This is a genomic window from Streptomyces rubradiris, assembly GCF_016860525.1.
GTDB classification, from domain to species: Bacteria; Actinomycetota; Actinomycetes; order Streptomycetales; family Streptomycetaceae; genus Streptomyces; species Streptomyces rubradiris.
On sequence record NZ_BNEA01000015.1, the window covers coordinates 4,308,083 to 4,334,370 of the forward strand.

A 26,288-nucleotide genomic window follows, 5' to 3' on the forward strand; every position below is an offset into this window, starting at 1 on the left:
GTCTGTCACCCAGCTCTGACCAAAGCCATTCCATCGTGTGAGCAATCAGCTATCCGGCTGACGGGGGGCCAGGCCCCAACTAGGGTGCCGCGCAAGCGTTCCGGCACTTGGCCCACCGGCATTGCGTTGTCAGTGGCGGGTGCCACAGTGGGGGAGTGGGCAACACCAGGGCAGCATGCGAGCGGCAGGGAGGGGGCGAGGTCGGCACGTGATGGGAATCGGTGTGGAGGCGGGCGCGCAGGCCGCGCGCTCCCGGGCCCTCGCGGTGCTGCGGGTCCGGAGCCGGGCGCTGGCCCTGGCGGTGCTGCCCGCGGGCGCCGCGGTGATCCTGCTGACCGGCGCCTCCACCGGCCATCTCGTCGGCCGGGGCTGGGACGCCGCCCGCTGGGCCGTGGGCGTGCCGGCGGTGCTGGTGTTGCTGGCCGCGGCCGGTATCGGCCTGGTCGTGGCCCGGGCCCGCCCCGCCATCAGCCCCACGGTGCCGATCCCGGAGGAGTCCGCCCCGGACCTGTACCGGATGGTGCGGGACCTGGCCGACCGCCTGGAGGTCCCGGCCCCGTCGGCCATAGCGCTCACCCCGGACTGCGACAGCTGGCTGGAGGACCGGGCGCACTCGGCGCACGGCCCGCCGCGCCCGGCACCCGGCCGACCGCCGGGCCCGGCCCGCCCCCGGACCCCGACCCCGCCGGTCCTCGTCATCGGCTCGCCCTTCCTGTGGTGGATGCGCGTCGGCGAGCTGCGCGCGGTCCTCGCCCCGGTCATCGCGGGCACGGGACCCTCGGCGCACCCGGACATAGCGGCCGCCCGCCGCTTCGTGCGCGGGCTGGACGCGGCCGTGGCCGTGGCCTCGGCACCGGGCCGCTGTCCGCCGGCCCGCGGGCTGTGGGCGGCCGTCGGCTGGACGGCACGGCTGCTGCTGCGCGGCTGCCGGGAGCACGCGACGCAGATGGAGCGCGGGGTCGCGGCGGCGGCGGCCGAGCGCGCCCAGGCGGTGGACTACGGCCTGCGGATCGTCGCCCAGGAGCAGGTCGGACTCGCCTACGCCGGCTGGGACCGGCTGCTGACCAGGGTCGCGCTGCCCGCCTGGCGCATGGGCCGGTGGCCGTCCCGGCTGGACGCGGGCGTGGTGGCGGCGCTCACCGAGCTGTCCCGCCGCGACCGGCTGGCCGAGGGCTTCACCTCCCGGCTCGGCGAGCGCCCGGCCTGCGATCTGCTGGAGGAGCCCGGCGCGGTGGACGAGGCCACGTCCCTGCTCGCCGCCCGCCTCTTCCACGGCGGCCCCGCGAAGCCGTGTTCCGACTGGGCGCCGGTGGACTGGCAGGCGTATCCGGAGGAGGTCGTGGACCGCACCTGGCGCGTCGACGCGGCCCGCCTCCACCGGGCCCTGGACGCGCTGGGCGTACGCCCCTCCCGCCACCCCGGCACCCCCGACCCGGCCGGCCCCACCCTGGCCCGGGTCCTGGACCACCTCACCACCGCCGACCCGGCCCCGGCCGAACCCGCCCACCCGCACGAGCCTCCTGGCCAGGCCCCCGCCCCCCGGACCGCCGACGGCGGCGGGTACTCCCCGCAGGGGCCACCCCCGTCCGACGACGTCACTCGCACGGGTGGTCTGGGTGGGCGCGACATGGACGCCGACGGTGAGGCCGAGGCGGAGCCCGGCACCGACCGAAGCGTCGCCCTGGCCGCCCGTCTCACCGCCGAGCTGGCCCGCGAGGAGGCGAGGGCCCGGCGGGCCCGTACCGGCGCCTCCACCGCCCACCAGGGCCCCGACAGCGTGGCCTGGGCCCCCGGCGACCACGGCCTGCCCCCCTTCCCGCTCCAGCCCCACCGCACCGCTCGTGAGCTGCTCGCCGACCACGTCACGGCGATGGTGTGCTGCGCGGCCGTCGACACCGCGGGCGCGGTCCCCGCCCTGGACTGGCTGGACGGCCCCTCCCTGCTGCTGGGCGGCGAACGGGCCGCCGACCTCGCGCCCAAGGTGCTCACCCTGATCGAGGACGGGGACCCGGGCCCGCTGCGCGACTGGCTGTCCGCCTTCGGCATACGCCCCGAGAAGCCCGTACGGCTGGTATGACGCTGCGGCGAAGGCCCTAGCCGGGCATCGCCGGGCGTTTCCGCGAGGCCGTCGGCGCCCGGTTCCGGGGGCCGGCGCCCTACCCCCGTCGGCCACTCCCGTAACGGAAAGGCGTCTTCCACTTCAGGTCAATTCGCAACGAGTAGTGACCAGCCCCGTGCGTAATGTGATGTGCTGGGACCGACCACGCCTTTGGCAATGGCGCGCGACATACGACAGCGCGGCCGGACACGGCGGAGCCACCGCACAGCGAGCCCAGACACGGGGGGACGAGGGAGGGGAGCGACCATGGCCTCGGACCGCATTCGCCGCTGGGAGTCCGGAGCACTCGCGCATGGCGTCACGGACCCCTTCGGCCAGGGCCCGGTGCCCTGGCTGCGCGGAAGTGAGCCGTACATCGACGACTTCGGCAAGGTGATGCCCTGGTACGTCGACGCCTGCCCGCAGGCGGCCAAGGAGACCGGCCGCCGCGCCCCGGCCGCCCGCACCTCCACCGCCGGGCCCCGCTCCGCCGACGACGTGCACCTCCAGATCAAGGGCTTCACCTCCACCGGCGCCGTCGCGCCCGGCGAGGCGATCGACTTCCACATCACGGTCGACCCGCCGCAGGAGTTCGTCGTGGACATCTACCGCATCGGCCACTACGGCGGCGACGGCGCGGCGAAGATCACCACCAGCCCCCGGCTCTCCGGCATCGTCCAGCCCCCGCCGCTGACCGCCGACCGCACGGTCTCCTGCCACCACTGGTGGCTGTCCTGGCGCCTCCAGGTGCCCTCCTACTGGAGCATCGGCGCCTACGTGGCCGTCCTGACCACGCACGACGGCTACCGCTCCCACGTGCCCTTCACGGTCCGCGACAGCCACCCCGCCGACCTGCTCCTGCTGCTGCCCGACGTCACCTGGCAGGCGTACAACCTCTACCCGGAGGACGGCCACACCGGCGCCAGCCTCTACCACGCCTGGGACGCGGACGGCCGCCTCCTCGGCGAGGCCGACGCCGCCGTCACGGTCTCCTTCGACCGGCCGTACGCGGGCGCGGGCCTGCCCCTGCACGTCGGCCACGCCTACGACTTCATCCGCTGGGCCGAGCGCTACGGCTACGACCTCGCCTACGCCGACGCCCGCGACCTGCACGCCGGCCGGATCGACCCCACCCGCTACCGGGGCCTGGTCTTCCCGGGCCACGACGAGTACTGGTCGGTGCCGATGCGCCGGGCCGTCGAGGACGCCCGGGACCGGGGCACCTCACTGGTCTTCCTCTCCGCCAACACCATGTACTGGCAGGTGGAGCTGGCGCCGTCCCCGTCCGGTGTCCCGGACCGGCTGCTGACCTGCCGCAAGCGCAAGGGACCGGGGCGGCCGGCGCTCTGGCGCGAGATCGACCGGCCCGAACAGGAGCTGATCGGCATCCAGTACGCGGGCCGGGTCCCCGAGCCGCACCCGCTGATCGTGCGCAACGGCGGCCACTGGCTGTGGGAGGCGACCGGCGCGCACGAGGGCGACGAGATCAAGGGTCTGGTCGCCGGCGAGGCGGACCGCTACTTCCCGCGCACCGCGCTGCCCGAGCACGACGGGCGCATCCTGCTCGCCCACTCCCCCTACACCGACGCCGACGGCGTCCGCCGGCACCAGGAGACGTCCCTGTACCGCGCCCCCTCCGGCGCCTGGGTGTTCGCCTCCGGGACCTTCGCCTGGTCCCCGGCCCTGGACCGCCCCGGCCACGTGGACACCCGGATCCAGCGGGCCACGGCGAACCTGCTGGACCGCATCTGCAAACGCGACTGACCCCCGGGCGCGCCCGAGCAACCCCGTACGGGAGAATCGGGGCATTGGACAGAGCCACGGGGAGGAACCGTGTCCGGATTCGTAGAAAAGCCCGAGCCGATCCAGGTTCCGGGCCTGGTGCACCTGCACACCGGAAAGGTGCGGGACCTGTACCAGAACGAGGCGGGCGACCTCGTGATGGTCGCCAGCGACCGCATGTCCGCCTACGACTGGGTGCTGCCCACCGAGATCCCCGACAAGGGCCGGGTCCTCACCCAGCTCTCCCTGTGGTGGTTCGACCAGCTCCGCGACCTCGCCGCGAACCACGTCATCGGCACCGAGGTGCCCGAGGGCGCCCCGGCCGACTGGGCAGGCCGGACGCTGGTGTGCAAGTCCCTGAAGATGGTCCCGGTGGAGTGCGTGGCCCGTGGCTACCTCACCGGCTCCGGCCTCGCCGAGTACCAGGAGTCCCGTACGGTCTGCGGCCTCGCCCTCCCCGAAGGCCTCGTCGACGGCTCCGAGCTGCCCGCCCCGATCTTTACCCCGGCCACCAAGGCCGAGGTCGGCGAGCACGACGAGAACGTCTCCTACGAGGAGGTGGCCCGGCAGGTCGGCGCGGAGACCGCCGCCCAGCTGCGCCAGGCCACGCTCGCCGTGTACGCGCGGGCCCGGGACATCGCCCGGGACCGGGGGATCATCCTGGCCGACACCAAGTTCGAGTTCGGCTTCGACGGCGACACGCTCGTCCTCGCCGACGAGGTCCTCACCCCGGACTCCTCCCGCTTCTGGCCGGCCGACACCTGGCAGCCGGGCCGCGCCCAGCCGTCGTACGACAAGCAGTTCGTGCGCGACTGGCTGACCTCGCCGGCGTCCGGCTGGGACCGCCGCGGCGAGCAGCCCCCGCCGCCGCTGCCCGAGGAGGTCGTGGCCGCGACTCGGCAGAAGTACCTGGAGGCGTACGAACGGCTGACCGGCACCGCCTGGTCGTAGCCCGGAAGCCCCCGGCGGAAGCCGGGGGCATGGGAAAAGCCCCCGGTGGTAACCGGGGGCTTCTTCGTGGAGCGGACGACGAGGCTCGAACTCGCGACCTCAACCTTGGCAAGGTTGCGCTCTACCAACTGAGCTACGTCCGCGTTGCGCCGTGGCGCGAGAGCAACTATACCCAACCTCGCTCCCGTGCGAGACGCACCGCCGCATGCCGGTTCTCGGCGCCGAGCTTGGTGACCGCCGAGGAGAGGTAGTTCCGCACGGTCCCCGGCGACAGCGCGGCCCGCTCGGCGATCTCCGCGACCGGCGCCCCGTCGGCGGCCAGCTCCAGCACCTCGGCCTCCCGCGCGGTCAGCGGGGAGTCCCCGGCGGAGATCGCGTCGGCGGCCAACTCCGGGTCGACGTACCGGTTTCCCGCGTGCACGGTGCGGATGATCTCGGCGAGCCGCTGGGCGCTGACGGTCTTCGGGACGAACCCGCGCACTCCGGCCGCGAGCGCCCGTTTCAGATGCCCGGGGCGGCCGTGCCCGGTGACGATCAGCACCCGGCAGCCGGGCAGTTCGGCGCGCAGGGATGTGGCGACCTTCACACCGTCGGCGCCCGGCATCTGCAGATCCAGCACGGCGACGTCGGGTGCGTGCGCCCGCGCCATGGCCAGCGCCTCGGGCCCGCTCGCCGCCTCCGCGACGACCAGCAGGTCGTCCTCCAGGGACAGCAGCGCGGCCAGGGCGCCCCGGATCAGATGCTCGTCGTCGGCCAGCAACAGCCGTACCGGTGCGCTCACGAGGTGACTCCTCCCACAGTGGTCAGGGGTATGTCCGCGACCAGCCGGAACCGGTCCCGGCCGGGGCCGACGTGGTCCGCCTCCAAGGTCCCGCCCACGGCGGCCAGCCGCTCCCGCAGCCCGGCCAGCCCCGAGCCGCCGCCCCCGCCGCCGCCCGCCGCCGCGGCTCCGTCGTTCTCCACCGTCAGCACCGCCCGCCCCTCACACACCGTCAGTCCCACCCGACACATGCTCGCGTCCCCGTGCCGCAGCACGTTGGTGGCCGCCTCGCGCACCACCCAGCCGAGCGCGGATCGCACCTCGGCGGGCAGTCCGCCGGTCTCCGCGCGGACCTCGCAGTCGATCCCGGCCGCCGCCAGCACGCCCTGGGCACCGGCGAGTTCGGCGCCGAGGTCGGCCTCCCGGTAGCCGCGCACGACGGCCCGCACCTCCCGCTGGGTCTCCTGCGCGATCCGCTGCACCTCGATCATCTGCTCCACGGCCTCCGGCCGTCCGCGCCGGGCCAGCTGCACGGCCAGCTCGCTCTTGAGGGAGATCACCGACAGGTTCCGGCCCAGGACGTCGTGCAGGTCCCGGCCGAACCGCAGCCGCTCCTCGGCGACCGCGAGCCGGGCCTGCACCTCCCGGGCGCGCTCGGCCTCCCACAGCACGGACAGCGTCCAGGACCCGCACCGGTAGGCGAGCAGCGCGAACATCGTCATGAACGCGGTGACCAGAGCGGTCCCGAGCAGCCCGGCGACGGACCGGTCGGCGAACCAGAGGGCGGCCACGAGCAGCGCGGCGAGCAGCGCCGCGTACCGCAGATAGACCCGTACCGGGACGGTGACGCCGTAGAGCATCCCGAACGGCAGCACGGCGGCGCCGAGCGCCAGCCGGATCGTCGGCCCATCGGCCCCGCGTACGGCGGCGAGGGCCAGGACGAGCGCCACCGCGAGACCCATCAGGACGGCCGGGACGCGGTGGGCGCCGGCCGGCAGCCGGGAACGCCCCAGATAGTGGTCGAGGGCGGGCCGGGTGAGCCGGTTCGCGGCGGCGCACTGGAGGGCGGCCACCAGGATCAGCGGGATGCCCAGGAGGAGGGCGGCGGGCCGGCCGCGGACGAGCCCGGCGGCCAGGGGCAGCATCAGCCAGCACAGGGTGAAGAACCAGGTGGTGACGTACCAGGAGACGACCGTGTACAACTCCACCCGGTCCGCCTTGGCGCGCTCCCGCCAGTGCCGTTGCTGCCACCGCCGTATCGGCCCCACCACACGTCCCCGTTCCTCAGCGCCGGGGCTCCCACCGGAACCACCGTCGTACCGCGACCACCGCCACCGCGGTCCAGGCCAGCGCGGCCGCGAGCGCGCCCAGTGCCTCGTAGGCGCTCAACTGGCCGGTCCAGCCGCCCCGGACGAGCCGGATGGCGGGGGACAGCGGGAGCAGCTCGCAGACGGAGGCGAGCGGTTCCGGCATGACCTCGGTGGGGACCATGATCCCCGAGCCGATCATCGAACCGAACACCAAGGGCAGCGCGGTGACCTGACCGCTCTCCACGGTCCGGGTGACGGAAGCGGTGAGCGCGGCCAGCGCGGCGCTCAGCACCAGCCCGGCCACCAGGCCCAGCAGGGTCAGGTACGGCGCCTCGGGGGCCCCGGCGTCCAGCAGCGCCGCGCATCCGATGCACAGCACCAGCGACTGCGCGAGGCCCACGGTCATGGTGGGCAGGGCGGTACCGGTGAGGATTTCGACGTCGGACAACTCGCCGGTGCGCAGCCGCTTCAGGACGAGTTCCTCGCGGCGGGCCACGTAGGCGTTGACGAGCGCGCTGTAGACGGCGAAGAGGAACGAGAAGCCGATCCCGGCGGTGAGCATGGCCGCGCCGACGCTGATGCCCTGCTTCTCCAGGTCCAGGCGGTCCAGGGCCGGCCGGACGCTGAACGGCAGCAGGAGCGGCACGAGGAGCGCGGTGAGCACGACCCCGCGGTTGCGGCCGAGCAGGGTCAGCTCGGCCCGGGCCAGCGCCCGCAGCCGGCGTACGGAGGGTGCGGTGAGGACCGTGCTCATGCCGCGGCCACCTCCTCCCGCTCCCGGGCGATCCCGAGGAAGGCCTCCTCCAGCGAGGCCGAGCGCACGTCCAGCGCGCGCAGTTCGACCCCGGACCGCTCGGCCCAGGTGAGGACGGCGGTGGCGGTCCGCTGGAGTTCGCGGGTGCGCAGCCGGACGGTCCGGCCGTCGTACTCGTGATCGCAGACGCCGAGGGCGGCGAGCGGCGGCAGATCGCCGGGGAGGTAGCCGGGGGGCAGTTCGAAGGACATCCGGGAGGGGCGGCCGGCGGTGACCTCGGCGGGTGTGCCGGAGGCGGCGATCAGGCCCTCGTGCAGGATGGCGAGCCGGTCGGCCAGCTCTTCGGCCTCCTCCAGGTAGTGCGTGGTGAGCAGCACGGTGGTGCCCTGGTCGCGCAGTTCACGCACCAGCGCCCAGGTGTCCCGGCGGCCCTCGGCGTCGAGTCCGGTGGTCGGCTCGTCGAGGAAGAGCACCTCCGGGCCGCCGAGCAGGGCGAGCGCCAGGTCGAGGCGCCGGCGCTCCCCGCCGGACAGCTGCTTGACCCGTACGCCGTGCTTGTCCGCGAGCCCCACCCGTGCCAGCACCTCGGCCTCGGGCCGGGCCCCGGTGGTGCAGCCGGCCCACATCCGGGCGGTCTCCGCGACGGTCAGCTCGGCCGGGAAGCCGCCCTCCTGGAGCATCACGCCGGTGCGGGGCCGTACGGCGGCCCGCTCGCGGCAGGGGTCGTGGCCGAGCACCCGGACGCGGCCGGCGGCCGGTGCGGCCAGCCCCTCCAGCAGTTCGACCGTCGAGGTCTTCCCGGCGCCGTTGGTGCCCAGCAGGGCGAAGATCTCCCCGCGTGCCACGGAGAAGCTGATTCCGCGTACGGCTTCGAACCCGCCCCCGTAGACACGCCTGAGGTCGGTGACCTCGATCACGTGCTCGTGTCCGTCGATGTTCATGTCACCAGCGTCCGCGGGGCGCGCTCGCGTCGGCAGTGCGCGATGTCATCCCCGCGCATGACAAATGTCAGCACCGGGCCGGAGCATGAAAAGACCCCGGTCCAGTGGACCGGGGTCTCATTCCCGAGCGGACGACGAGGCTCGAACTCGCGACCTCAACCTTGGCAAGGTTGCGCTCTACCAACTGAGCTACGTCCGCACTGCTCCCGATCGGCTCTCACCGACCGGTGCGAACACCAGCCTACCTGATCCACCACAGTGGTCGTGTCGGCGGTGCGGAGCGGGTGACAGGAATCGCACACTGCGCCTTCCCCCTGGAAGGGGGATGTTCTACTACTGAACTACACCCGCGTGTCCTCGGGATTCGGCCTGTCGGCCTCGCCCCTCGGCGTGTCCCAGACATTAGCCGATCATCGGGGGGGTAGCGCAAGTCGGCTCCTTCCCGGTCCCGTATGTCCCAAGTGCACGGCTCCCAAGGCCCGCTGACGGACCCTGGGAGCCGCCCCTTCGCGGGCTCACTGCGCGGCGGTGAACGCCTCGTAGACCTTCTTCGGGATGCGACCCCGGGCCGGGACGTCCATCTTGTTGGCCTGGGCCCAGGCGCGGACGGCCGCCGGGTCGGGGGCGACCTCCGTCTGCTTGTACGCCTTGCCGGACCGCGACCGCTTGCGGCCGGCCTCGACGTACGGCGCGAGCGCCTTGCGCAGTTTCTTGGCGTTGGTTTCGTTCAGGTCGATCTCGTACGACTTGCCGTCGAGTCCGAAGGCGATCGTTTCCGCCGCTTCCGAGCCGTCGATGTCGTCAAAGAGCGTGACCACGACCTTTTGCGCCACGAATATCGGTCCCTTCGTGCGGCACGTCGTTACAGCTCAACGCCGATGACGTGCCGAGTATCGGCTATTGCCAATTCATTTGTACAGTGCCCGGCAATGAAATGTGAAGCCCGACTAAATCCGTCCGCGTGTCCGGGCGCAATAGCGGTGGGCGGGCGACTGTGGAACTTTCCCAGAACTTTTCGCGGGGGTGCGGCTTCGACACCCGATCGTGATGCGCCTCACGTACTTTCCTCCAACTCTACCCGCGTAGAAATTTTGTGCGGGTAGTCTGAAGGAACCTGCTCAGCACCACACACCGGGAGTGCCAGTGGCACGCGTCGTAGTCGACGTCATGCTCAAGCCGGAGATCCTCGACCCCCAGGGCCAGGCGGTCCAGCGTGCGCTGCCCCGCCTGGGATTCGAAGGGATCTCGGACGTACGTCAGGGAAAGCGTTTCGAACTGGAAGTTGACGGGCCGGTCGACGAGGCCGCCCTCGCCCGCATCCGCGATCTCGCGGAATCCTTCCTCGCCAACACCGTGATCGAGGACTTCACGGTCCGCGTCGACGAAGTCGCGGAGGCGGCCAAGTGACCGCTCGTATTGGCGTCGTCACTTTCCCGGGCAGCCTGGACGACCGGGACACCCAGCGCGCGATCCGCCTCGCGGGTGCCGAGCCGGTCGCCCTGTGGCACAAGGACAAGGACCTCAAGCAGGTCGACGCGGTGGTCCTGCCCGGCGGCTTCTCCTACGGCGACTACCTGCGGGCCGGGGCCATCTCCCGGTTCTCGCCGGTGATGGACACCGTGATCGAGCAGGCGAAGGCCGGGCTGCCGGTCCTCGGCATCTGCAACGGCTTCCAGGTCCTCACCGAGGCCCACCTCCTCCCGGGCGCGATGCTCGGCAACGACCACCTCCACTTCATCTGCCGCGACCAGAAGCTGCGGGTGGAGAACGCGGAGACGGCCTGGACCGGCGACTACCGCGCCGGGCAGGAGATCCACATCCCGCTGAAGAACATGGACGGCCGGTACGTCGCCGACGCGTACACGCTCGACAAGCTGGAGGCGGAGGGCCGGGTCGTCTTCCGGTACCTCGACTTCAACCCGAACGGCAGCCTCCGGGACATCGCGGGCATCACCAACGAGGCGGGCAACGTCGTCGGCCTCATGCCGCACCCCGAGCACGCCGTCGAGCCGCTGATCGGTACCGGCCGTACCGACGGGCTCCCGTTCTTCACCTCGATCCTCAAGAAGCTGGTCAACGCATGAGCCGGACGCCTCTGGACACGGTCGAGCACGCGGCCGCGACCCCCGACGTCGAGCTGCCCTGGGCCGAACTCGGCCTGAAGAAGGACGAGTACGAACGGGTGGTGGAGATCCTCGGCCGCCGCCCGACCGGCGCCGAACTCGCCATGTACTCGGTCATGTGGTCCGAGCACTGCTCGTACAAGTCCTCCAAGGTCCACCTGCGCCAGTTCGGCGAGAAGGCGCCCCAGTCGGACGCGCTGCTCGTCGGCATCGGCGAGAACGCGGGCGTGGTCGACGTCGGCCAGGGCTACGCCGTGACCTTCAAGGTCGAGTCGCACAACCACCCGTCGTACGTGGAGCCCTACCAGGGCGCGGCCACCGGTGTCGGCGGCATCGTCCGCGACATCATCGCGATGGGCGCCCGCCCGGTCGCGGTCGTGGACCCGCTGCGCTTCGGTGCCGCCGACCACCCCGACACCAAGCGCGTCCTGCCGGGCGTGGTCGCGGGCATCGGCGGCTACGGCAACTGCCTGGGCCTGCCCAACATCGGCGGCGAGGTCGTCTTCGACGCCTGCTACCAGGGCAACCCGCTGGTCAACGCCGGTGCCATCGGTGTGATGCGGCACGAGGACATCCACCTCGCCAAGGCCTCCGGCGCCGGCAACAAGGTCATCCTCTACGGCGCCCGGACCGGCGGCGACGGCATCGGCGGCGCGTCGATCCTGGCGAGCGAGACCTTCGACGACGCCAAGCCCTCCAAGCGCCCCGCCGTCCAGGTCGGCGACCCCTTCCAGGAGAAGCTCCTCATCGAGTGCACCCTGGAGGCGTTCAAGGAGAAGCTGGTCGTCGGCATCCAGGACCTCGGCGCGGCCGGCCTGTCCTGCGCGACGAGCGAGCTGGCGTCCAACGGCTCCGGCGGCATGCGCGTGACGCTGGACGACGTGCCGCTGCGCGACTCGACCCTGTCTCCTGAGGAGATCCTCATGAGCGAGTCGCAGGAGCGCATGTGCGCGGTCGTGGAGCCGGACAAGGTCGACCGCTTCCTGGAGATCTGCGAGAAGTGGGACGTCATCGCCACCGTCATCGGTGAGGTGACCGACGGCGACCGGCTGGAGATCTTCTGGCACGGCGAGAAGATCGTGGACGTCGACCCGCGCACGGTCGCGCACGACGGCCCGGTCTACGAGCGCCCGTACGCCCGTCCCGACTGGCAGGACGCCCTCCAGGCGGACGACGCGAACAAGCTGCCCCGCCCGGAGACGAGCGAGGAGCTGAGGGACCAGGTCCTGAAGCTGGTGGCGTCGCCGAACCAGGCGTCGAAGAAGTGGGTCACGCAGCAGTACGACCACTTCGTGCAGGGCAACACCGTGCTGGCGCAGCCGGAGGACTCCGGCATGATCCGCATCGACGAGGAGACCGGTCTCGGCGTCGCGATCGCGACGGACGGCAACGGCCGGTACGCCAAGCTCGACCCGTACACGGGCGCGCAGCTGGCCCTCGCCGAGGCCTACCGGAACGTGGCCACCACGGGCGCCAAGCCGCTGGCCGTCTCCGACTGCCTGAACTTCGGCTCGCCCGAGGACCCGGCGGTGATGTGGCAGTTCGCCGAGGCGGTACGCGGCCTCGCCGACGGCTGCCTCCAGCTCGGCACGCCCGTGACCGGCGGCAACGTCTCGCTCTACAACCAGACGGGCGAGGCGGCGATCCACCCGACCCCGGTCGTGGCCGTCCTCGGCGTGATCGACGACGTGGCCCGCCGCACCCCGGTCGCCTTCCAGGAGGAGGGCCAGCTGATCTACCTCCTCGGCGACACCCGCGAGGAGTTCGGCGGCTCGGCCTGGTCCCAGGTGGTCCACGACCACCTCGGCGGCCTGCCCCCGGCGGTGGACCTGGAGCGGGAGCGGCTGCTGGCCGAGATCCTGATCTCCGCCTCCCGCGACGGCATGATCGACTCGGCGCACGACCTGTCCGACGGCGGTCTGGTCCAGGCGGTCGTGGAGTCCGCGCTGCTCGGCGGCATCGGCGCCCGCCTGGTCGTCCCCGACGGCCTGGACGCCTTCACCTTCCTCCTCTCGGAGTCGGCCGGCCGCGCCATCGTCGCCGTCCCGCGCTCGGAGGAGATCCGCTTCACCGACATGTGCGGCGCACGCGGCCTGCCGGCCACCCGCATCGGCGTGGTGGACGGAGACACGGTGGAGGTCCAGGGCGAGTTCTCCCTCACCCTGGAGGAACTCCGCGCGGCCCACGAGGGGACGATCCCGGCGCTGCTGGCGTAAAGCCCGTACGCGGTGAGGGCCCGGCCCGGGCATACCGTCCGGGCCGGACCCTCCGGTTCAGCGCACGTAGTTCTTGAGGATCTCGGTGTCCAGCTCAATGCCCATCGGGCCGGGCAGGGCCACCTTCTCGCCGAACTTCGCGGTGTGGACGTCGCGGTAGCCGCCGATCTGCCGGTCCGGCCCGCTGTGCACGGTGAGCGTGCGGGAGTCCCGGTCGATCAAGAGGTAGAGCGGGATTCCCGCCTGACCGTACGCGGTCGGCTTCTCGTGCCGGTCCCGCCGGTCGGTGTCCGAGTCGTACGAGGTGACCTCGACGATCATCAGCACACCGGCCGGGTCGGCCCACTCGCCGTGCCCCGCGAAGTGGGCCTCGGGGGCGATCACCGCGTCCGGCTTCGCCCTGCCCTCGCGGTACGCCTCCACCCGAAGTCCACGGCCCTGATACAGGTCAAGGTCGGGCCTTGCCTGCATACAGCGGCGGGCCAGCCAGGTAACGATGGTGTCGTGGTCTCCGTCGGCCACCTTCTTGACTCCGATCCGTCCGTTGATGAACTCCAACGTGACGGTCTCGGGAGCGGCGGAGGCGATCGCTTCGAACTCCTGCACCGACATCTGAGACGTGCGCTCGGCCATAACCGTCATGTTGCACCCCCTTCCAGGCACAGGCCAGTGTTGTCCGGTCCCGGCGTTGCCGAGGTGGGGTCCGGCGTCGACCACCCGCACGAGTGATCGACAGCAGAGACCCGCATAGGGTCGGTCCCATGCCAACAGCCAGGAAACGTGCGCGTAGTTACGACCCGGCCAAGACCCGGGCCGCCGTGTTCGCTCAGCTCGGCAACGTGCGGGAGGCCGTGCGGGGGTTGGACGAGGAGCGGCTCGGGCTGCCGACCCGGCTCGGGGAGTGGACCGTGCGGGAGCTGGTCGCGCACATCGGCATGGCCGTCACCGCCGTGCTGCGGGCCGCCGCCCGGCCGGCGCCGCCGAAGCAGGACGTGCGGCTGGTCGACTGGACCTTCGCCACGGCCGCCAACTCCGCCGCCATCGACGACTACACGCGCCGGCTCGCCGCCGAGCGCCCGGACCTCGACGGCTTCCTCGCCGAGACCGAGGACGGCCTGCGCGCCCTGCTGGCCGAGCACCCCGCCGGCCGGCTGCTGGAGACCAACGCGGGCGCCATGCCGCTGGACGACTACCTCGTCACCCGTACCGTCGAACTCGTCGTCCACACCGACGACCTGAACGCCGCCGTCCCGGACCTCGCCGTGCCGTACGACCGGCAGGCCCTGGCCGCCACCACCCGGCTGCTCGCCGACGCGCTGGCCGTCAAGGCGCCCGGCGGTTCCACCGAGGTGCGCGTGCCGCCGTACGCCGTCGTGCAGTGCGTGGAGGGGCCCCGGCACACCCGCGGCACCCCGCCCAACGTCGTGGAGACCGACCCGCTGACCTGGATCCGGCTCGCCACCGGCCGCCTGACCTGGGCGGACGCCGTGGCCGGCGCGCAGGTCAGCGCCAGCGGGGAGCGGGCCGACCTCGGAGGGCTGCTGCCGCTGCTCGGATAGCGGAACCGGCGGCCCGCCGGGTGCGTCGAAACGGTATGAAACGGCACAAGCAGTGGCTCGGAGCGGCGGCGATCCCCCTGGTGGTGGCCTGTGCCGCCGGAAAGGCGGACAGTGGTGCCATGGGCGCGAGCGAACCGGTGACCGGGGTGGAGTGGCGGGTCGAACGGGTCACCGTCGGCGGTGCGGACCTCGCCGCCCCCGCCGCCGCCTCCCCGCGCCTGCGCATCGGCACCGACGGCAGCGCGGCCGGGAACCTCGGCTGCAACCGGTTCAGCGCCCGCGTCGGCGTGGACGGGGACCGGATCACCTTCGGGGCGCTGCGCACCACCAAGATGGCCTGTGACCCCGAGCGGATGAGCTTCGAGCGGGCGCTCGCCAAGGCGCTGGACGGCCAGACGCTCACCGGCGCCGCCGAGCACGGCGGTCTCACCCTCACCACCGGTCACGGGGACCGCGTGCACCTCACCCGCGGCACTCCCGAATGATGTGCGACACCTCACTCATCGCGGCGGCGAATCGTTCGTAATCGTCTGACAGCGGCCGGGCCCGGGATCTGCCGACTCGCCAGCTCGTAGCGCATGACCTGCGGAAACGCGAAAACCACCAACATGATCGGGGTGGCCGGACCGGTCGAGGGCACGTATCCCCAATTCGGACCAGTGGACGACCTCGCCTACACTCGGTGGCGTGCCACGTGGTGACGGTCGACTCAATCACGATCTGCTTCCCGGCGAAAAGGGCCCCCAGGACGCTTGCGGCGTCTTCGGCGTCTGGGCTCCGGGCGAAGAGGTCGCAAAGCTCACGTACTTCGGGCTCTACGCCCTCCAGCACCGGGGTCAGGAATCCGCGGGAATCGCGGTCAGCAACGGCTCCCAGATCCTCGTCTTCAAGGACATGGGCCTGGTCTCCCAGGTCTTCGACGAAACCTCGCTCGGTTCGCTCCAGGGTCACATCGCGGTCGGACACGCCCGCTACTCGACCACCGGCGCCTCCGTGTGGGAGAACGCCCAGCCGACGTTCCGCGCCACCGCGCACGGCTCCATCGCGCTCGGCCACAACGGCAACCTGGTCAACACGGCGCAGCTCGCCGAGATGGTCGCCGCCCTGCCCAACGACAACAACAGCCGCTCCACCCGGGTCGCGGCCACCAACGACACCGACCTGCTGACGGCCCTGCTGGCCGCCCAGGCCGACGAGGACGGCAAGCCGCTCACCGTCGAGGAGGCCGCCCACGCGGTGCTCCCGAAGGCGCGCGGTGCCTTCTCGCTCGTCTTCATGGACGAGCACACCCTCTACGCCGCCCGTGACCCGCAGGGCATCCGCCCGCTGGTCCTCGGCCGCCTGGAGCGCGGCTGGGTGGTCGCCTCCGAGTCCGCCGCCCTGGACATCACCGGCGCCAGCTTCGTGCGCGAGATCGAGCCGGGCGAGTTCGTCGCCATCGACGAGAACGGCCTGCGCAGCTCGCGATTCGCGGATGCGAAGCCCAAGGGCTGTGTCTTCGAGTACGTGTACCTGGCCCGCCCGGACACCGACATCGCCGGCCGCAACGTGTACCTCTCCCGCGTGGAGATGGGCCGCCGGCTGGCCAAGGAATCCCCGGTCGAGGCCGACCTGGTCATAGCGACCCCGGAGTCCGGCACCCCGGCCGCCATCGGCTACGCGGAAGCCTCCGGCATCCCCTTCGGCGCCGGCCTGGTGAAGAACGCCTACGTCGGCCGGACCTTCATCCAGCCCTCGCAGACCATCCGCCAGCTGGGCATCCGGCTGAAGCTGAACCCGCTGAAGGAAGTCATCAAGGGCAAGCGCCTGGTCGTTGTGGACGACTCGATCGTGCGCGGCAACACCCAGCGCGCCCTGGTCCGCATGCTCCGCGAGGCGGGCGCCGCCGAGGTGCACATCCGGATCTCCTCGCCGCCCGTGAAGTGGCCCTGCTTCTTCGGCATCGACTTCGCCACCCGCGCGGAGCTGATCGCCAACGGCATGAGCATCGAGGAGATCGGCACCAGCCTCGGCGCCGACTCCCTCGCCTACATCTCCCTCGACGGCATGATCGAGGCGACCACGATCGCCAAGCCGAACCTGTGCCGCGCCTGCTTCGACGGCGAGTACCCGATGGAGCTGCCGGACCCCGAGCTGCTCGGCAAGCAGCTGCTGGAGACCGAGCTGGCCGCCGGTCCCGCCGCCACGGCCGCGGCCGACGCGATCCGCCGCCCGTAACACCCCCCGCAGTACGACACGAAAGCTCTCACAGCCATGTCTGAGACAACTGGTGCCAGCTACGCAGCGGCGGGCGTCGACATCGAGGCGGGCGACCGCGCCGTCGAGCTCATGAAGGAGTGGGTGAAGAAGACCCGGCGCCCCGAGGTGCTGGGCGGCCTCGGCGGCTTCGCCGGGCTCTTCGACGCCTCCGCCCTCAAGCGCTACGAACGCCCCCTGCTGGCCTCCGCCACGGACGGCGTCGGCACGAAGGTCGACATCGCCCGCCGCATGGGCGTCTACGACACCATCGGCCACGACCTGGTCGCCATGGTCATGGACGACATCGTGGTGTGCGGCGCCGAGCCGCTGTTCATGACCGACTACATCTGCGTCGGCAAGGTCCACCCCGAGCGGGTCGCGGCCATCGTCAAGGGCATCGCCGAGGGCTGCGTGCTGGCCGGCTGCGCCCTGGTGGGCGGTGAGACGGCCGAACACCCGGGCCTGCTGGGCGAGGACGACTTCGACGTCGCCGGGGCCGGTACGGGCGTCGTGGAGGCCGACCGGCTGCTGGGCGCCGATCGCATCCGCACGGGCGACGCGGTGATCGCCATGGCTTCCTCCGGGCTTCACTCGAACGGGTACTCCCTGGTCCGCCACGTCCTGCTGGACCGCGCCGGGCTGTCCCTGGAGTCGGAGATCGCGGAGCTGGGCCGCGGCCTCGGCGAGGAGCTGCTGGAGCCGACGAAGATCTACTCGCTGGACTGCCTGGCCCTCACCCGCACCGCCGAGGTGCACGCCTTCAGCCACATCACCGGCGGCGGGCTCGCGGCGAACCTGGCCCGGGTGATCCCGGACGGCCTGCACGCGGTGGTCGACCGCTCCACCTGGACCCCGGGCGCGATCTTCGACCTGGTCGGCAAGACCGGCAACGTCGAGCGCCTGGAGCTGGAGAAGACCCTCAACATGGGCGTCGGCATGATGGCGATCGTCCCGCCGGAGTCGGTCGAGGTGGCCCTCACGACCCTGGCCGACCGGGGTGTCGACGCCTGGGTGGCCGGCGAGATCACCGAGCGCGGCGAGAAGACGACGGGCGCCGATCTGGTCGGTGACTACGCGTAAGGCCGGGACGCGGGGCCCCGGCCCCGCGACGGCAGCACAAAACCCGGTCCGGTGCTACGGCCCCGGGACCGGGAAAGTGCAATGAAGCCCGCTGCAAGCGTTATGCGCCGCGACGGTGCTGCTGAGGACCCTCGTCCTCCTCGTCGTCGTCCTCATAGAGGTCGGCGTACCGTGCATACAGGTCGTCGTCGTGCTCATCGTCCTCGAAACGGTCGCCGTTCGGCGACTGGTTCGACGTCGATGCGCCCAGCTCCTCGGCCAGGCGTGAGAGGTCCGTCCCACCGCTGTTGTACTTCAGCTGGCGGGCGACCTTCGTCTGCTTGGCCTTGGCCCGGCCGCGCCCCATGGCTCGACCCCCTCAACGACGGGGCTCGACGGCCCCAGAGTCTGACACGCGTTCATGATCTGGAACGGACTCTCCGTGGAGAGGCCGGTCCGTAGGGCTTCCACGGTACCTGAGCCCGCGCCCATACGGTACGTCGCCCGCAGCACGCGCGTGTGCCCAGGACCTTCGAGGCGCCCCGTCCTCGCTGGTCAGTGGCGATTTTAACCACTTATCGGGGAACGACCCGCCGGGGGAAGTGAGAGTTCTCTCGAAGTTCCCGCCGACGGGTACCGCGCATATGTACGAAACCACTAGCGCGCGGTGCGGCCGGCGCGGGCGTCGGTCATCCGCTGCTCGGCGATCCGGTCGGCCGCGGCGGCCGGCGGAATCCCGTCTTCCTTCGCACGTGCGAATATGGCCAGCGTGGTGTCGAAGATCTCCGACGCCTTCGCCTTGCACCGGTCGAAGTCGAACCCGTGCAGTTCGTCGGCCACCTGGATGACCCCGCCGGCGTTCACCACGTAGTCAGGCGCGTAGAGGATCCCGCGGTCGGCGAGGTCCTTCTCCACGCCCGGGTGGGCGAGCTGGTTGTTGGCCGCCCCGCACACCACCTTGGCGGTGAGCACCGGCACGGACAGGTCGTTCAGCGCGCCGCCGAGCGCGCAGGGCGCGTAGACGTCCAGGCCCTCGACCCGGATCAGCGCCTCGGTGTCGGCGACGGCCCGCACGCCCTCGGGGTGCTGGTCGAGGATGCGCCGGACGGCGTCGGCGCGCACGTCGGTGATCACGACCTCGGCGCCCTCGTCCCGCAGGTGCCGCACCAGGTGGTGGCCGACCTTGCCGACGCCGGCGATGCCGACCGTGCGACCGCGCAGCGAGGGGTCGCCCCACAGGTGCTGGGCGGAGGCGCGCATGCCCTGGTAGACACCGAAGGCGGTGAGCACCGAGGAGTCGCCGGCCCCACCGTTCTCGGGGGAGCGGCCGGTGGTCCAGCGGCACTCGCGGGCCACGACGTCCATGTCCGCGACGTAGGTGCCGACGTCGCAGGCGGTGACGTAGCGCCCGCCGAGGGAGGCGACCATGCGCCCGTAGGCGAGCAGCAGGTCCTCGGTCTTGTCGCGCTCCGGGTCGCCGACGATCACGGCCTTGCCGCCGCCGTGGTCCAGTCCGGCCATGGCGTTCTTGTACGACATCCCGCGCGCGAGGTTCAGGGCGTCCGCGACGGCCTCGGCCTCGGTGGCGTACGGGTAGAAGCGCGTGCCGCCGAGGGCGGGGCCCAGGGCGGTGGAGTGGATGGCGATCACGGCCTTGAGGCCGCTGGCGCGGTCCTGGCAGAGCACGACCTGCTCATGGCCGCCCTGGTCGGAGTGGAACAGGGTGTGCAGGACATCGGCAGGCGCGCCGGTTACGTCGGTCACTGTGGTGACTCCTGTGTACTAGCGGCGAGTGGGGTCGGTCCCCGTACGGGTGGCGGGGAGCCGTGGCATGAGCGTAGAGCCTCGGCCCCGTCACCATCCGCTCAGTGTTCAGGATCACTCTCCGGGGCCCGCCGCGCACGCATGTCCGTGGCACGATTTGCAGTGGTTTCGAGCCGGGCCCGATGGGGAGGGAGCAGGCGTGCCCAAGGTGTCCTCCGTGGTCGTCCCCTATGCCGCGTACCTGCGTGTGTACGAGCCGCTGGGCGCCTTCCCGGAGCCGGAGCGCGGCCACTGGGCGCGCTACGCCCGCCGCCCCGACCGTCCCTCCTACCAGGACGAACTGCGGCGTTCCCTGGCCGACTTGGTGGCCACCCCGCCGATCGCGGTGCCGGTGCACGAGAGCGGCGACGCCTTCGTGCTGGAGGTGGACGGGATCGTCTGCGTGTGCCCCTGGCGGACCCGGCTGCGCGGCTGGCAGGCCCTGGACGGCCTCGCGGAGGAGCTGCCCCCGCCGGTGCTGGACGCGGTGCTGCCGCCGGTGGTGCGCCGGCAGGCGGCCCAGGACTACGAGCGCTGGCTGGCCCGCAACCCCGACGCCCGGCCGTGGATCCGCACGGCGACCTGGCAGGTGCCGCTGAACTGGTTCGTGCTGGTCTCGGACGAGGAGCGGCGGTACGACAAGGGGACCGCCGACGTGCCCCCGGTGCTGCGCTACCGCACCCCGATGGTGCAGGCCCGGCGCCGGGTGGCGCGGGCGCTGCGCACCCTGCGGGACACCGTCGAGGAGGGGCCGCTGGTCGACGGCGTGACGGACGTCGGCCGCTGGCTGGAGGAGTTCCACCCGCGCTCCCTGGTGGAGCTGGACTACGGCGGGCTGGTGCACGTGCTGCCGGCGGGCGAGCTGGAGGACGACCACTCGGCGGCGGACGTGGCGGCCGGCATCGAGGCGCTGCGCCGGGGTGACGGGGTGGCCGCGGGCGAGGCGTACGGGCGGCTGGTGGAGCGCTGGCGGGCGGTCAGGGACCGGCGTTCCGCGAACTGAGTGGCGCGCGTCACAGTCAAACAGGCATCGGAAGACGTACGTTCTACCTCGCTTGACCACCTGACGGGACGTTGGACACGATCTGGACTTTTGTCCCAAGGGTGATGGACCGCACTTACAAGGCCCTTGCCCTGGATGCCACCCCTCGTGCCAAAATAGGACAAGGAGTCCGGGGAGGGCTCCGTCCGTCCAACTATGCTCCACTATGGTCGGAATCTCAGCATTGCACGCTTTGGGGGGTCCGGTGACTCCTGAACGCCACTGTGACTGATCGTCACAGTGGAGTAACTGTCCGCTATGGCATGGTCCATCGGCTTCCGTCGCTGATGAACACCTGGGAGGGCAATTCCATCGGTTTGGCCGACGCGGCTGGACAGATGGTGTAGTTGTAGTGCCGAGGACAAGCCGTTCGTCCTATAACCGACTCGACTCGCGTCCGCCATTTCGGGCAACGCGGGTCAAGGTGCAGAATTTAGAGGAAAGAACCGAGAAGGTTCGGTTCTCCCGAGGAGGCCGCTCATGACCGCTCGCACCCCTGATGCCGAGCCGCTGCTGACCCCCGCTGAGGTCGCCACCATGTTCCGCGTCGACCCCAAGACGGTCACGCGGTGGGCGAAGGCCGGCAAGCTCACGTCCATCCGCACGCTCGGTGGGCACCGCCGCTACCGCGAGGCGGAGGTCCGGGCGCTGCTGGCGGGCATCCCGCAGCAGCGCAGCGAGGCCTGAACAACCGCATAACCGGGCAAGGCGGACGGTCCCCCAACCGTCCGGGGCGCCCGAAACCCTAGCTCCAAGCGACGCGGGTCCTGCCCCAACAGGCCCCACGCCCAAGCCGATGAGAACGCCGTAGGCATACGGCACAGGGTGCGTCGTCGATCGCGCTGGACTCCGCCGGGTCCAGCGCGATCTTTTTTGTGTGCGGGCCGGGACCGGGGGCGGCGCTTGTGAGCGTCCTTGTCGGACTCTGGGGAGGCCTGTCGGAACAGCTGTGTGCGAGGCCGGGGCGGAGTGCAATTGCACATATTAAATTGACCTGTTGTAGGGAGGGGGTAAGTTCCCCTGTTTCCCGAAGTCGTGCGGTGACTCCCGTCACACTGCGGGACGCTTGCCGCTCGCGGCTCGCATGGGTTAAAGGGAAGCTTCGGTTCCAGATTCCCACGCCTGTACGGGTGTTGGGGCCCGCGGGGTCATCCGCGGCGGCGGTCCTCGGCCTCGGTGGTCTCCCGCTCGCCCTCCTGGCCCCGCGGGCCGGCGGCCATCGCCAGCCGCAGCAGGTGGTGGCAGACGGGACAGTGGCGGGTGAGGTGCCGGTAGGACGAGGCGGCCGACAGGTGGGCTCTCAGAAGCGCTCGCGTCTCGTGCCTGACCGACGCCGCCATACGCCACCTCCAGGGGCCGCACAGGAGGAACGGGCCCTGCTCCCTGGGTACCGGCGGAATGAGGCACCGTCAAGGCCGCACGCCGACACGCGAAACGTGAAGGGCCCCCTTTCGGTGGCCCTTCACGGCAAGCGGACGCACGAGTGAGGCCCGCGTCCCTTGCGGGATGCGGGCCTCATAACTCTCTGCGGTCCTGACGGGATTTGAACCCGCGGCCTCCACCTTGACAGGGTGGCGAGCACTCCAAACTGCTCCACAGGACCTTGCTCGCGGCGCTTGTTCGTGCGTTGCGCTGCGAGAAGGACTGTACAGGAGGGTGAGGCCTCCGGTCGAACTCACCCTCCGTACCCGGGAGGCTACGGCACCGCCGCGTCGATCGCCTTCACGATCCGCTTGTCCGAGACCGGGTACGCCGTGCCCAGCGCGTGGGCGAAGTAGCTGACCCGCAGCTCCTCGATCATCCAGCGGATGTCCAGTACCTGCTGCGGCACCGGGCGGCCCTGGGGGAGCTGTTCCAGCAGCCAGGCGTACTCGTCCTGCATCTCGTGCACCTTCTCCATGCGCGTGGTGTCCCGCTGCACGTTCGTCGGCATCTGCTGCAGGCGCCGGTCGGCGGCCACCAGATAGCGCATCAGGTCGGGCAGGCGCCGGATGCCCGCCCAGGTGACGAAGCCGGGCTTCACGAGGGCGTCCAGCTGCTTGCGGACGTCCGTCAGGTTGGCGAGCAGCGCGGGGCTGCGTACGGCCTTCAGGCGCCGCTCACAGGCCTGCCAGGCGGCCAGCACCTGCTGCACCTGGGCGACCGTACGGACCGTGGTGTCCACGATCTCCGCGCGCACCTTGTCGTACAGCTTCCGGTACGACTCCTCGTCCCACACCGGGCCGCCGAAGTCCGCGATCAGCTTGTCCGCCGCCGCCATCGCGCAGTCGTCGAACAGGGCCTGGATCGAGCCGTGCGGATTCGCCGACAGGGCCAGCTTCTGCTGGTTCGTCAGCTTCTCGGACGCGAACTTCGCCGGGTTCACCGGGATGTTGCGCAGGATCAGCCGGCGGGTGCCCTTCCACATGGCCTCCGCCTGCTCCGCCTCGGTGTCGAACAGCCGCACCGAGACCGTGTCGCCGTCGTCCACCAGCGCCGGGTACGCCCGCACCGGCTGCCCGGCCCGGCGCGTCTCGAAGACCCGGTTGAGGGTGCCGATCGTCCAGTCGGTGAGGCCCTTGCGCTCCAGGGACTCGCCGCCCTCGCGGGACGCGGTCGCCGCCGCGGCCTGGGACAGGGCCTTGCGCGCCTTCGGCTTCAGCCGGAGCTTCAGCGCCTCAAGGTCCTTGTCCTCGGCGAGCGTGCGGCGCCGCTCGTCGACGATCCGGAAGGTGATCTTCAGATGGTCGGGGACCTTCGACCAGTCGAAGTCGTCCGCCTCGAAGGGCACGCCGACCATCCGCTTCAGCTCGCGGGCCATGGTGACGGTCAGCGGCTCCTGGAGGGGCACCGCCCGCTCCAGGAACGCCTTGGCGTAGTTCGGCGCCGGGACGTAGTTGCGGCGGATCGGCTTGGGCAGCGAGCGGATCAGCTCCGTCACCACCTCCTCGCGCAGGCCCGGGATCTGCCAGTCGAAGCCCTCGTCCGTGACCTGGTTGAGCACCTGGAGCGGGATGTGCACCGTCACGCCGTCGGCGTCCGCGCCCGGCTCGAACTGGTAGGTGACCCGGAACTTCAGGTTGCCCTGGCGCCAGGTGTCCGGGTAGTCGGCCTTGGTGACCGCCTCCGCGGACTCCCGGATGAGCATCTCCCGCTCGAAGTCCAGGAAGTCGGGCTGCTCGTGCCGCTTGTGTTTCCACCAGGAGTCGAAGTGCGCGCCGGAAACGACGTGTTCGGGCACCCGCTGGTCGTAGAAGTCGAAGAGCGTGTCGTCGTCGACCACGATGTCCCGGCGCCGGGCGCGGTGTTCCAGCTCCTCCACCTCGCTGAGCAGCTTGCGGTTGTCGGCGAAGAACTTGTGGTGCGTGCGCCAGTCGCCCTCCACCAGGGCGTTGCGGATGAACAGCTCGCGGGAGACCTCGGGGTCGATCCGGCCGTAGTTCACCTTCCGCTGGGCGACGATCGGTACGCCGTACAGCGTGACCTTCTCGTACGCCATCACGGCGGCCTGGTCCTTCTCCCAGTGCGGTTCGCTGTACGTCCGCTTCAGCAGGTGCCCGGCGAGGGGTTCGACCCACTCGGGCTCGATCTTCGCGTTGACCCGGGCCCAGAGCCTGGACGTCTCCACCAGCTCGGCGGACATCACGAACTTGGGCTGCTTCCGGAACAGCGCCGAGCCCGGGAAGATCGCGAACTTGGCGTTGCGGGCACCCAGGTACTCGTTCTTGTTGCCGTCCTTGACGTCCTTCATCCCGATGTGGGACAGCAGGCCGGCCAGGAGGGAGACATGGACCCGGTCGGCCGGAGCGTCCTCCTCGTTGAGGTGGATGCCCATCTGCTTGGCGACCGTGCGCAGCTGGGTGTAGATGTCCTGCCATTCGCGGATGCGCAGGAAGTTCAGGTACTCCTGCTTGCACATCCGGCGGAAGGAGCTGGAGCCGCGCTCCTTCTGCTGTTCGCGGATGTAACGCCACAGGTTCAGATAGGCGAGGAAGTCGCTGGTCTCGTCCTTGAAGCGGGCGTGCTGCTGGTCGGCCTGGGCCTGCTTGTCGGCCGGGCGCTCGCGCGGGTCCTGGATGGACAGCGCGGCGGCGATCACCATGACCTCGCGGACGCAGCCGTTCTTGTCGGCCTCCAGGACCATCCGGGCCAGCCGGGGGTCGACCGGCAGCTGGGCCAGTTTGCGGCCGGTGTCCGTGAGCCGCTTGCGGGGGTCCTTCTGGGCCGGGTCCAGCGCGCCCAGCTCCTGGAGCAGCTGCACGCCGTCGCGGATGTTGCGGTGGTCCGGCGGGTCGATGAAGGGGAACTTCTCGATGTCGCCGAGGCCGGCCGCGGTCATCTGGAGGATGACGGAGGCGAGGTTCGTCCGCAGGATCTCGGCGTCCGTGAACTCCGGGCGGGCGAGGAAGTCCTCCTCGGAGTACAGCCGGATGCAGATGCCGTCGGAGGTACGGCCGCAGCGGCCCTTGCGCTGGTTGGCGCTGGCCTGGGAGACCGGCTCGATGGGCAGCCGCTGGACCTTGGTGCGGTGGCTGTAGCGGCTGATCCGGGCGAAGCCGGGGTCGATGACGTACTTGATGCCCGGGACGGTGAGGGAGGTCTCGGCGACGTTGGTGGCCAGAACGATCCTGCGCCCGGTGTGCGGCTGGAAGACGCGGTGCTGCTCGGCGTGGGACAGCCGGGCGTACAGCGGCAGGACCTCGGTGAATCTGTACTTCTTCTTCTCCAGCGCGTCCGCCGTGTCCCGGATCTCGCGCTCGCCGGAGAGGAAGACCAGGATGTCGCCCGGTCCCTCGGCCATCAGTTCCTCGACGGCGTCGGTGATGGCGGTGATCTGGTCGCGGTCGGCGTCCTCGGAGTCCTCCTCCAGCAGCGGCCGGTAGCGCACCTCCACCGGGTACGTCCGCCCGCTCACCTCGATGATCGGGGCGTCGCCGAAGTGCCGGGAGAAGCGCTCGGGGTCGATGGTCGCCGAGGTGATGACGACCTTCAGGTCCGGGCGCCTGGGCAGCAGCTGGGCAAGGTAGCCCAGCAGGAAGTCGATGTTGAGGGACCGCTCGTGGGCCTCGTCGATGATGATCGTGTCGTAGGCGCGCAGCTCGCGGTCGGTCTGGATCTCGGCGAGCAGGATGCCGTCCGTCATCAGCTTGACGAAGGTGGCGTCCGGGTTCACCTGGTCGGTGAAGCGGACCTTCCAGCCGACGGCCTCGCCGAGCGGGGTCTTCAGCTCCTCCGCGACCCGCTCGGCGACCGTCCGGGCGGCGATCCGGCGCGGCTGGGTGTGCCCGATCATGCCGCGTACGCCCCGGCCCAGTTCCATGCAGATCTTGGGGATCTGCGTGGTCTTGCCGGAGCCGGTCTCACCGGCCACGATCACGACCTGGTGGTCGCGGATGGCGTCCGCGATCGCGTCCTTCTTCTGGCTGACCGGCAGCTGTTCGGGGTAGGTGACGGCCGGCACGCGCGAGCGGCGTTCGGCCATCCGCCGCGCGGCGCGGTCGATCTCGGTCTCGATCTCGGTGAGGACGGCGGCGCGGGCCTCCGGCTTGCGGATCTTGCGCGCGCCCTCCAGCCGCCGCCCGAGCCGGTGCGCGTCGCGCAGCGACAGCTCGGTCAGACGGGGGGAGAGGGTGCCGAGGGCGGGGGCAGGATGCGTAGACATACGCGATCCAG

General features: G+C 71.3%; 22 protein-coding genes and 4 tRNA genes. 12 read left to right on the forward strand and 14 right to left on the reverse strand.

The window, feature by feature from the left end; all coding sequences use genetic code 11:
• Nucleotides 1-211 precede the first annotated feature (211 nt).
• The 3 genes from Srubr_RS32335 to Srubr_RS32345 all read left to right on the forward strand — a co-directional run bounded on the left by Srubr_RS32335 (nt 212) and on the right by Srubr_RS32345 (nt 4,831).
• Nucleotides 212-2,077, forward strand: coding sequence for a M48 family metalloprotease (locus tag Srubr_RS32335; protein WP_229926652.1), 1,866 nt, complete (start codon nt 212-214; stop codon nt 2,075-2,077).
• 288 nt (nt 2,078-2,365) lie between these two features.
• Nucleotides 2,366-3,862 carry a N,N-dimethylformamidase beta subunit family domain-containing protein gene (locus tag Srubr_RS32340; protein WP_189994682.1) on the forward strand — a complete coding sequence of 499 codons (1,497 nt, stop codon included), beginning with the start codon at nt 2,366-2,368 and terminating at the stop codon, nt 3,860-3,862.
• Between the two features lie 69 nt (nt 3,863-3,931).
• The gene (locus Srubr_RS32345; protein ID WP_189994680.1) at nt 3,932-4,831 is read left to right on the forward strand and encodes a phosphoribosylaminoimidazolesuccinocarboxamide synthase; all 900 of its coding nucleotides are present in this window, start codon (nt 3,932-3,934) and stop codon (nt 4,829-4,831) included.
• A 67-nt stretch (nt 4,832-4,898) separates the two neighbouring features.
• Here the strand turns inward: Srubr_RS32345 and Srubr_RS32350 are convergent.
• The 8 genes from Srubr_RS32350 to Srubr_RS32385 all read right to left on the reverse strand — a co-directional run bounded on the left by Srubr_RS32350 (nt 4,899) and on the right by Srubr_RS32385 (nt 9,429).
• Nucleotides 4,899-4,974, reverse strand: a tRNA-Gly gene (locus tag Srubr_RS32350).
• Between the two features lie 23 nt (nt 4,975-4,997).
• Nucleotides 4,998-5,612 carry a response regulator transcription factor gene (locus tag Srubr_RS32355; RefSeq protein ID WP_030792512.1) on the reverse strand — a complete coding sequence of 205 codons (615 nt, stop codon included), beginning with the start codon at nt 5,610-5,612 and terminating at the stop codon, nt 4,998-5,000.
• A complete protein-coding gene (locus Srubr_RS32360; RefSeq protein ID WP_189994672.1) occupies nt 5,609-6,862 on the reverse strand; it encodes a sensor histidine kinase in 1,254 nt (417 codons plus the stop codon). The genes Srubr_RS32355 and Srubr_RS32360 overlap by 4 nt, the downstream gene beginning before the upstream one ends.
• Before the next feature lie 13 nt (nt 6,863-6,875).
• Complete coding sequence (locus Srubr_RS32365; RefSeq protein WP_189994670.1) at nt 6,876-7,655, reverse strand: ABC transporter permease; 780 nt, start codon at nt 7,653-7,655, stop codon at nt 6,876-6,878.
• Nucleotides 7,652-8,596 carry an ABC transporter ATP-binding protein gene (locus Srubr_RS32370; RefSeq protein WP_189994668.1) on the reverse strand — a complete coding sequence of 315 codons (945 nt, stop codon included), beginning with the start codon at nt 8,594-8,596 and terminating at the stop codon, nt 7,652-7,654. Before Srubr_RS32370 ends, Srubr_RS32365 begins: the two co-directional genes overlap by 4 nt.
• A gap of 126 nt (nt 8,597-8,722) precedes the next feature.
• Nucleotides 8,723-8,795, reverse strand: a tRNA-Gly gene (locus tag Srubr_RS32375).
• Between the two features lie 80 nt (nt 8,796-8,875).
• Nucleotides 8,876-8,947: transfer RNA gene (locus tag Srubr_RS32380), tRNA-Gly, on the reverse strand.
• A 164-nt stretch (nt 8,948-9,111) separates the two neighbouring features.
• Nucleotides 9,112-9,429 (reverse strand): histone-like nucleoid-structuring protein Lsr2, encoded by a 318-nt coding sequence (locus tag Srubr_RS32385; RefSeq protein WP_030619653.1) that lies wholly within the window; start codon nt 9,427-9,429, stop codon nt 9,112-9,114.
• Nucleotides 9,430-9,739: 310 nt separating this feature from the next.
• Between Srubr_RS32385 and purS the strand changes: the two genes are divergently transcribed.
• Genes purS through purL form a run of 3 tightly spaced genes read left to right on the forward strand, consistent with a single transcriptional unit; the run spans nt 9,740 to nt 12,935 of the window.
• Entirely contained in the window at nt 9,740-10,003 is a 264-nt protein-coding gene (gene purS / locus Srubr_RS32390; RefSeq protein ID WP_014673609.1) for a phosphoribosylformylglycinamidine synthase subunit PurS, read from the forward strand.
• Nucleotides 10,000-10,680: a phosphoribosylformylglycinamidine synthase subunit PurQ gene (gene purQ / locus Srubr_RS32395; protein WP_030792523.1), complete on the forward strand. Its 681-nt coding sequence runs from the start codon at nt 10,000-10,002 to the stop codon at nt 10,678-10,680. The genes purS and purQ overlap by 4 nt, the downstream gene beginning before the upstream one ends.
• Nucleotides 10,677-12,935: a phosphoribosylformylglycinamidine synthase subunit PurL gene (gene purL, locus Srubr_RS32400; protein WP_189994666.1), complete on the forward strand. Its 2,259-nt coding sequence runs from the start codon at nt 10,677-10,679 to the stop codon at nt 12,933-12,935. Before purQ ends, purL begins: the two co-directional genes overlap by 4 nt.
• 57 nt (nt 12,936-12,992) lie before the next feature.
• Here purL and Srubr_RS32405 read toward each other — a convergent pair whose 3' ends face one another.
• Complete coding sequence (locus Srubr_RS32405) at nt 12,993-13,577, reverse strand: Uma2 family endonuclease (RefSeq protein WP_189994664.1); 585 nt, start codon at nt 13,575-13,577, stop codon at nt 12,993-12,995.
• Nucleotides 13,578-13,696: 119 nt separating this feature from the next.
• On the opposite strand from Srubr_RS32405, the gene Srubr_RS32410 reads away from it, so the two are divergent.
• The 4 genes from Srubr_RS32410 (at nt 13,697) to purM (ending at nt 17,812) form a co-directional block, all read left to right on the forward strand.
• On the forward strand, nt 13,697-14,494 hold the full coding sequence (locus Srubr_RS32410; protein WP_189994662.1) for a maleylpyruvate isomerase family mycothiol-dependent enzyme: 798 nt from the start codon (nt 13,697-13,699) through the stop codon (nt 14,492-14,494).
• 35 nt (nt 14,495-14,529) lie between these two features.
• Nucleotides 14,530-14,979, forward strand: a complete 450-nt coding sequence (locus Srubr_RS32415) for an META domain-containing protein (protein ID WP_189994660.1) — start codon at nt 14,530-14,532, stop codon at nt 14,977-14,979.
• A 202-nt stretch (nt 14,980-15,181) separates the two neighbouring features.
• A complete protein-coding gene (gene purF / locus Srubr_RS32420) occupies nt 15,182-16,711 on the forward strand; it encodes an amidophosphoribosyltransferase (protein ID WP_189994658.1) in 1,530 nt (509 codons plus the stop codon).
• 36 nt (nt 16,712-16,747) lie between these two features.
• A complete protein-coding gene (gene purM / locus Srubr_RS32425; RefSeq protein ID WP_189994656.1) occupies nt 16,748-17,812 on the forward strand; it encodes a phosphoribosylformylglycinamidine cyclo-ligase in 1,065 nt (354 codons plus the stop codon).
• A 100-nt stretch (nt 17,813-17,912) separates the two neighbouring features.
• Here purM and Srubr_RS32430 read toward each other — a convergent pair whose 3' ends face one another.
• Together Srubr_RS32430 and Srubr_RS32435 are read right to left on the reverse strand one after the other, a co-directional pair.
• The gene (locus Srubr_RS32430; RefSeq protein ID WP_189994654.1) at nt 17,913-18,158 is read right to left on the reverse strand and encodes a DUF3073 domain-containing protein; all 246 of its coding nucleotides are present in this window, start codon (nt 18,156-18,158) and stop codon (nt 17,913-17,915) included.
• A 290-nt stretch (nt 18,159-18,448) separates the two neighbouring features.
• Nucleotides 18,449-19,555 carry a Leu/Phe/Val dehydrogenase gene (locus Srubr_RS32435; RefSeq protein ID WP_189994652.1) on the reverse strand — a complete coding sequence of 369 codons (1,107 nt, stop codon included), beginning with the start codon at nt 19,553-19,555 and terminating at the stop codon, nt 18,449-18,451.
• A gap of 199 nt (nt 19,556-19,754) precedes the next feature.
• On the opposite strand from Srubr_RS32435, the gene Srubr_RS32440 reads away from it, so the two are divergent.
• Together Srubr_RS32440 and bldC are read left to right on the forward strand one after the other, a co-directional pair.
• Nucleotides 19,755-20,597 (forward strand): hypothetical protein, encoded by an 843-nt coding sequence (locus Srubr_RS32440; protein ID WP_189994650.1) that lies wholly within the window; start codon nt 19,755-19,757, stop codon nt 20,595-20,597.
• Nucleotides 20,598-21,116: 519 nt separating this feature from the next.
• Nucleotides 21,117-21,323 (forward strand): developmental transcriptional regulator BldC, encoded by a 207-nt coding sequence (gene bldC / locus Srubr_RS32445; RefSeq protein WP_003949541.1) that lies wholly within the window; start codon nt 21,117-21,119, stop codon nt 21,321-21,323.
• A gap of 461 nt (nt 21,324-21,784) precedes the next feature.
• On the opposite strand, the gene Srubr_RS32450 is transcribed toward bldC, so the two are convergent.
• The 3 genes from Srubr_RS32450 to hrpA all read right to left on the reverse strand — a co-directional run bounded on the left by Srubr_RS32450 (nt 21,785) and on the right by hrpA (nt 26,277).
• Nucleotides 21,785-21,976: a DUF6274 family protein gene (locus Srubr_RS32450; RefSeq protein ID WP_189994648.1), complete on the reverse strand. Its 192-nt coding sequence runs from the start codon at nt 21,974-21,976 to the stop codon at nt 21,785-21,787.
• Between the two features lie 188 nt (nt 21,977-22,164).
• A tRNA-Asp gene (locus Srubr_RS32455) sits at nt 22,165-22,239 on the reverse strand.
• Between the two features lie 93 nt (nt 22,240-22,332).
• Entirely contained in the window at nt 22,333-26,277 is a 3,945-nt protein-coding gene (gene hrpA / locus Srubr_RS32460; RefSeq protein ID WP_189994646.1) for an ATP-dependent RNA helicase HrpA, read from the reverse strand.
• Between the last annotated feature and the right edge of the window lie 11 nt (nt 26,278-26,288).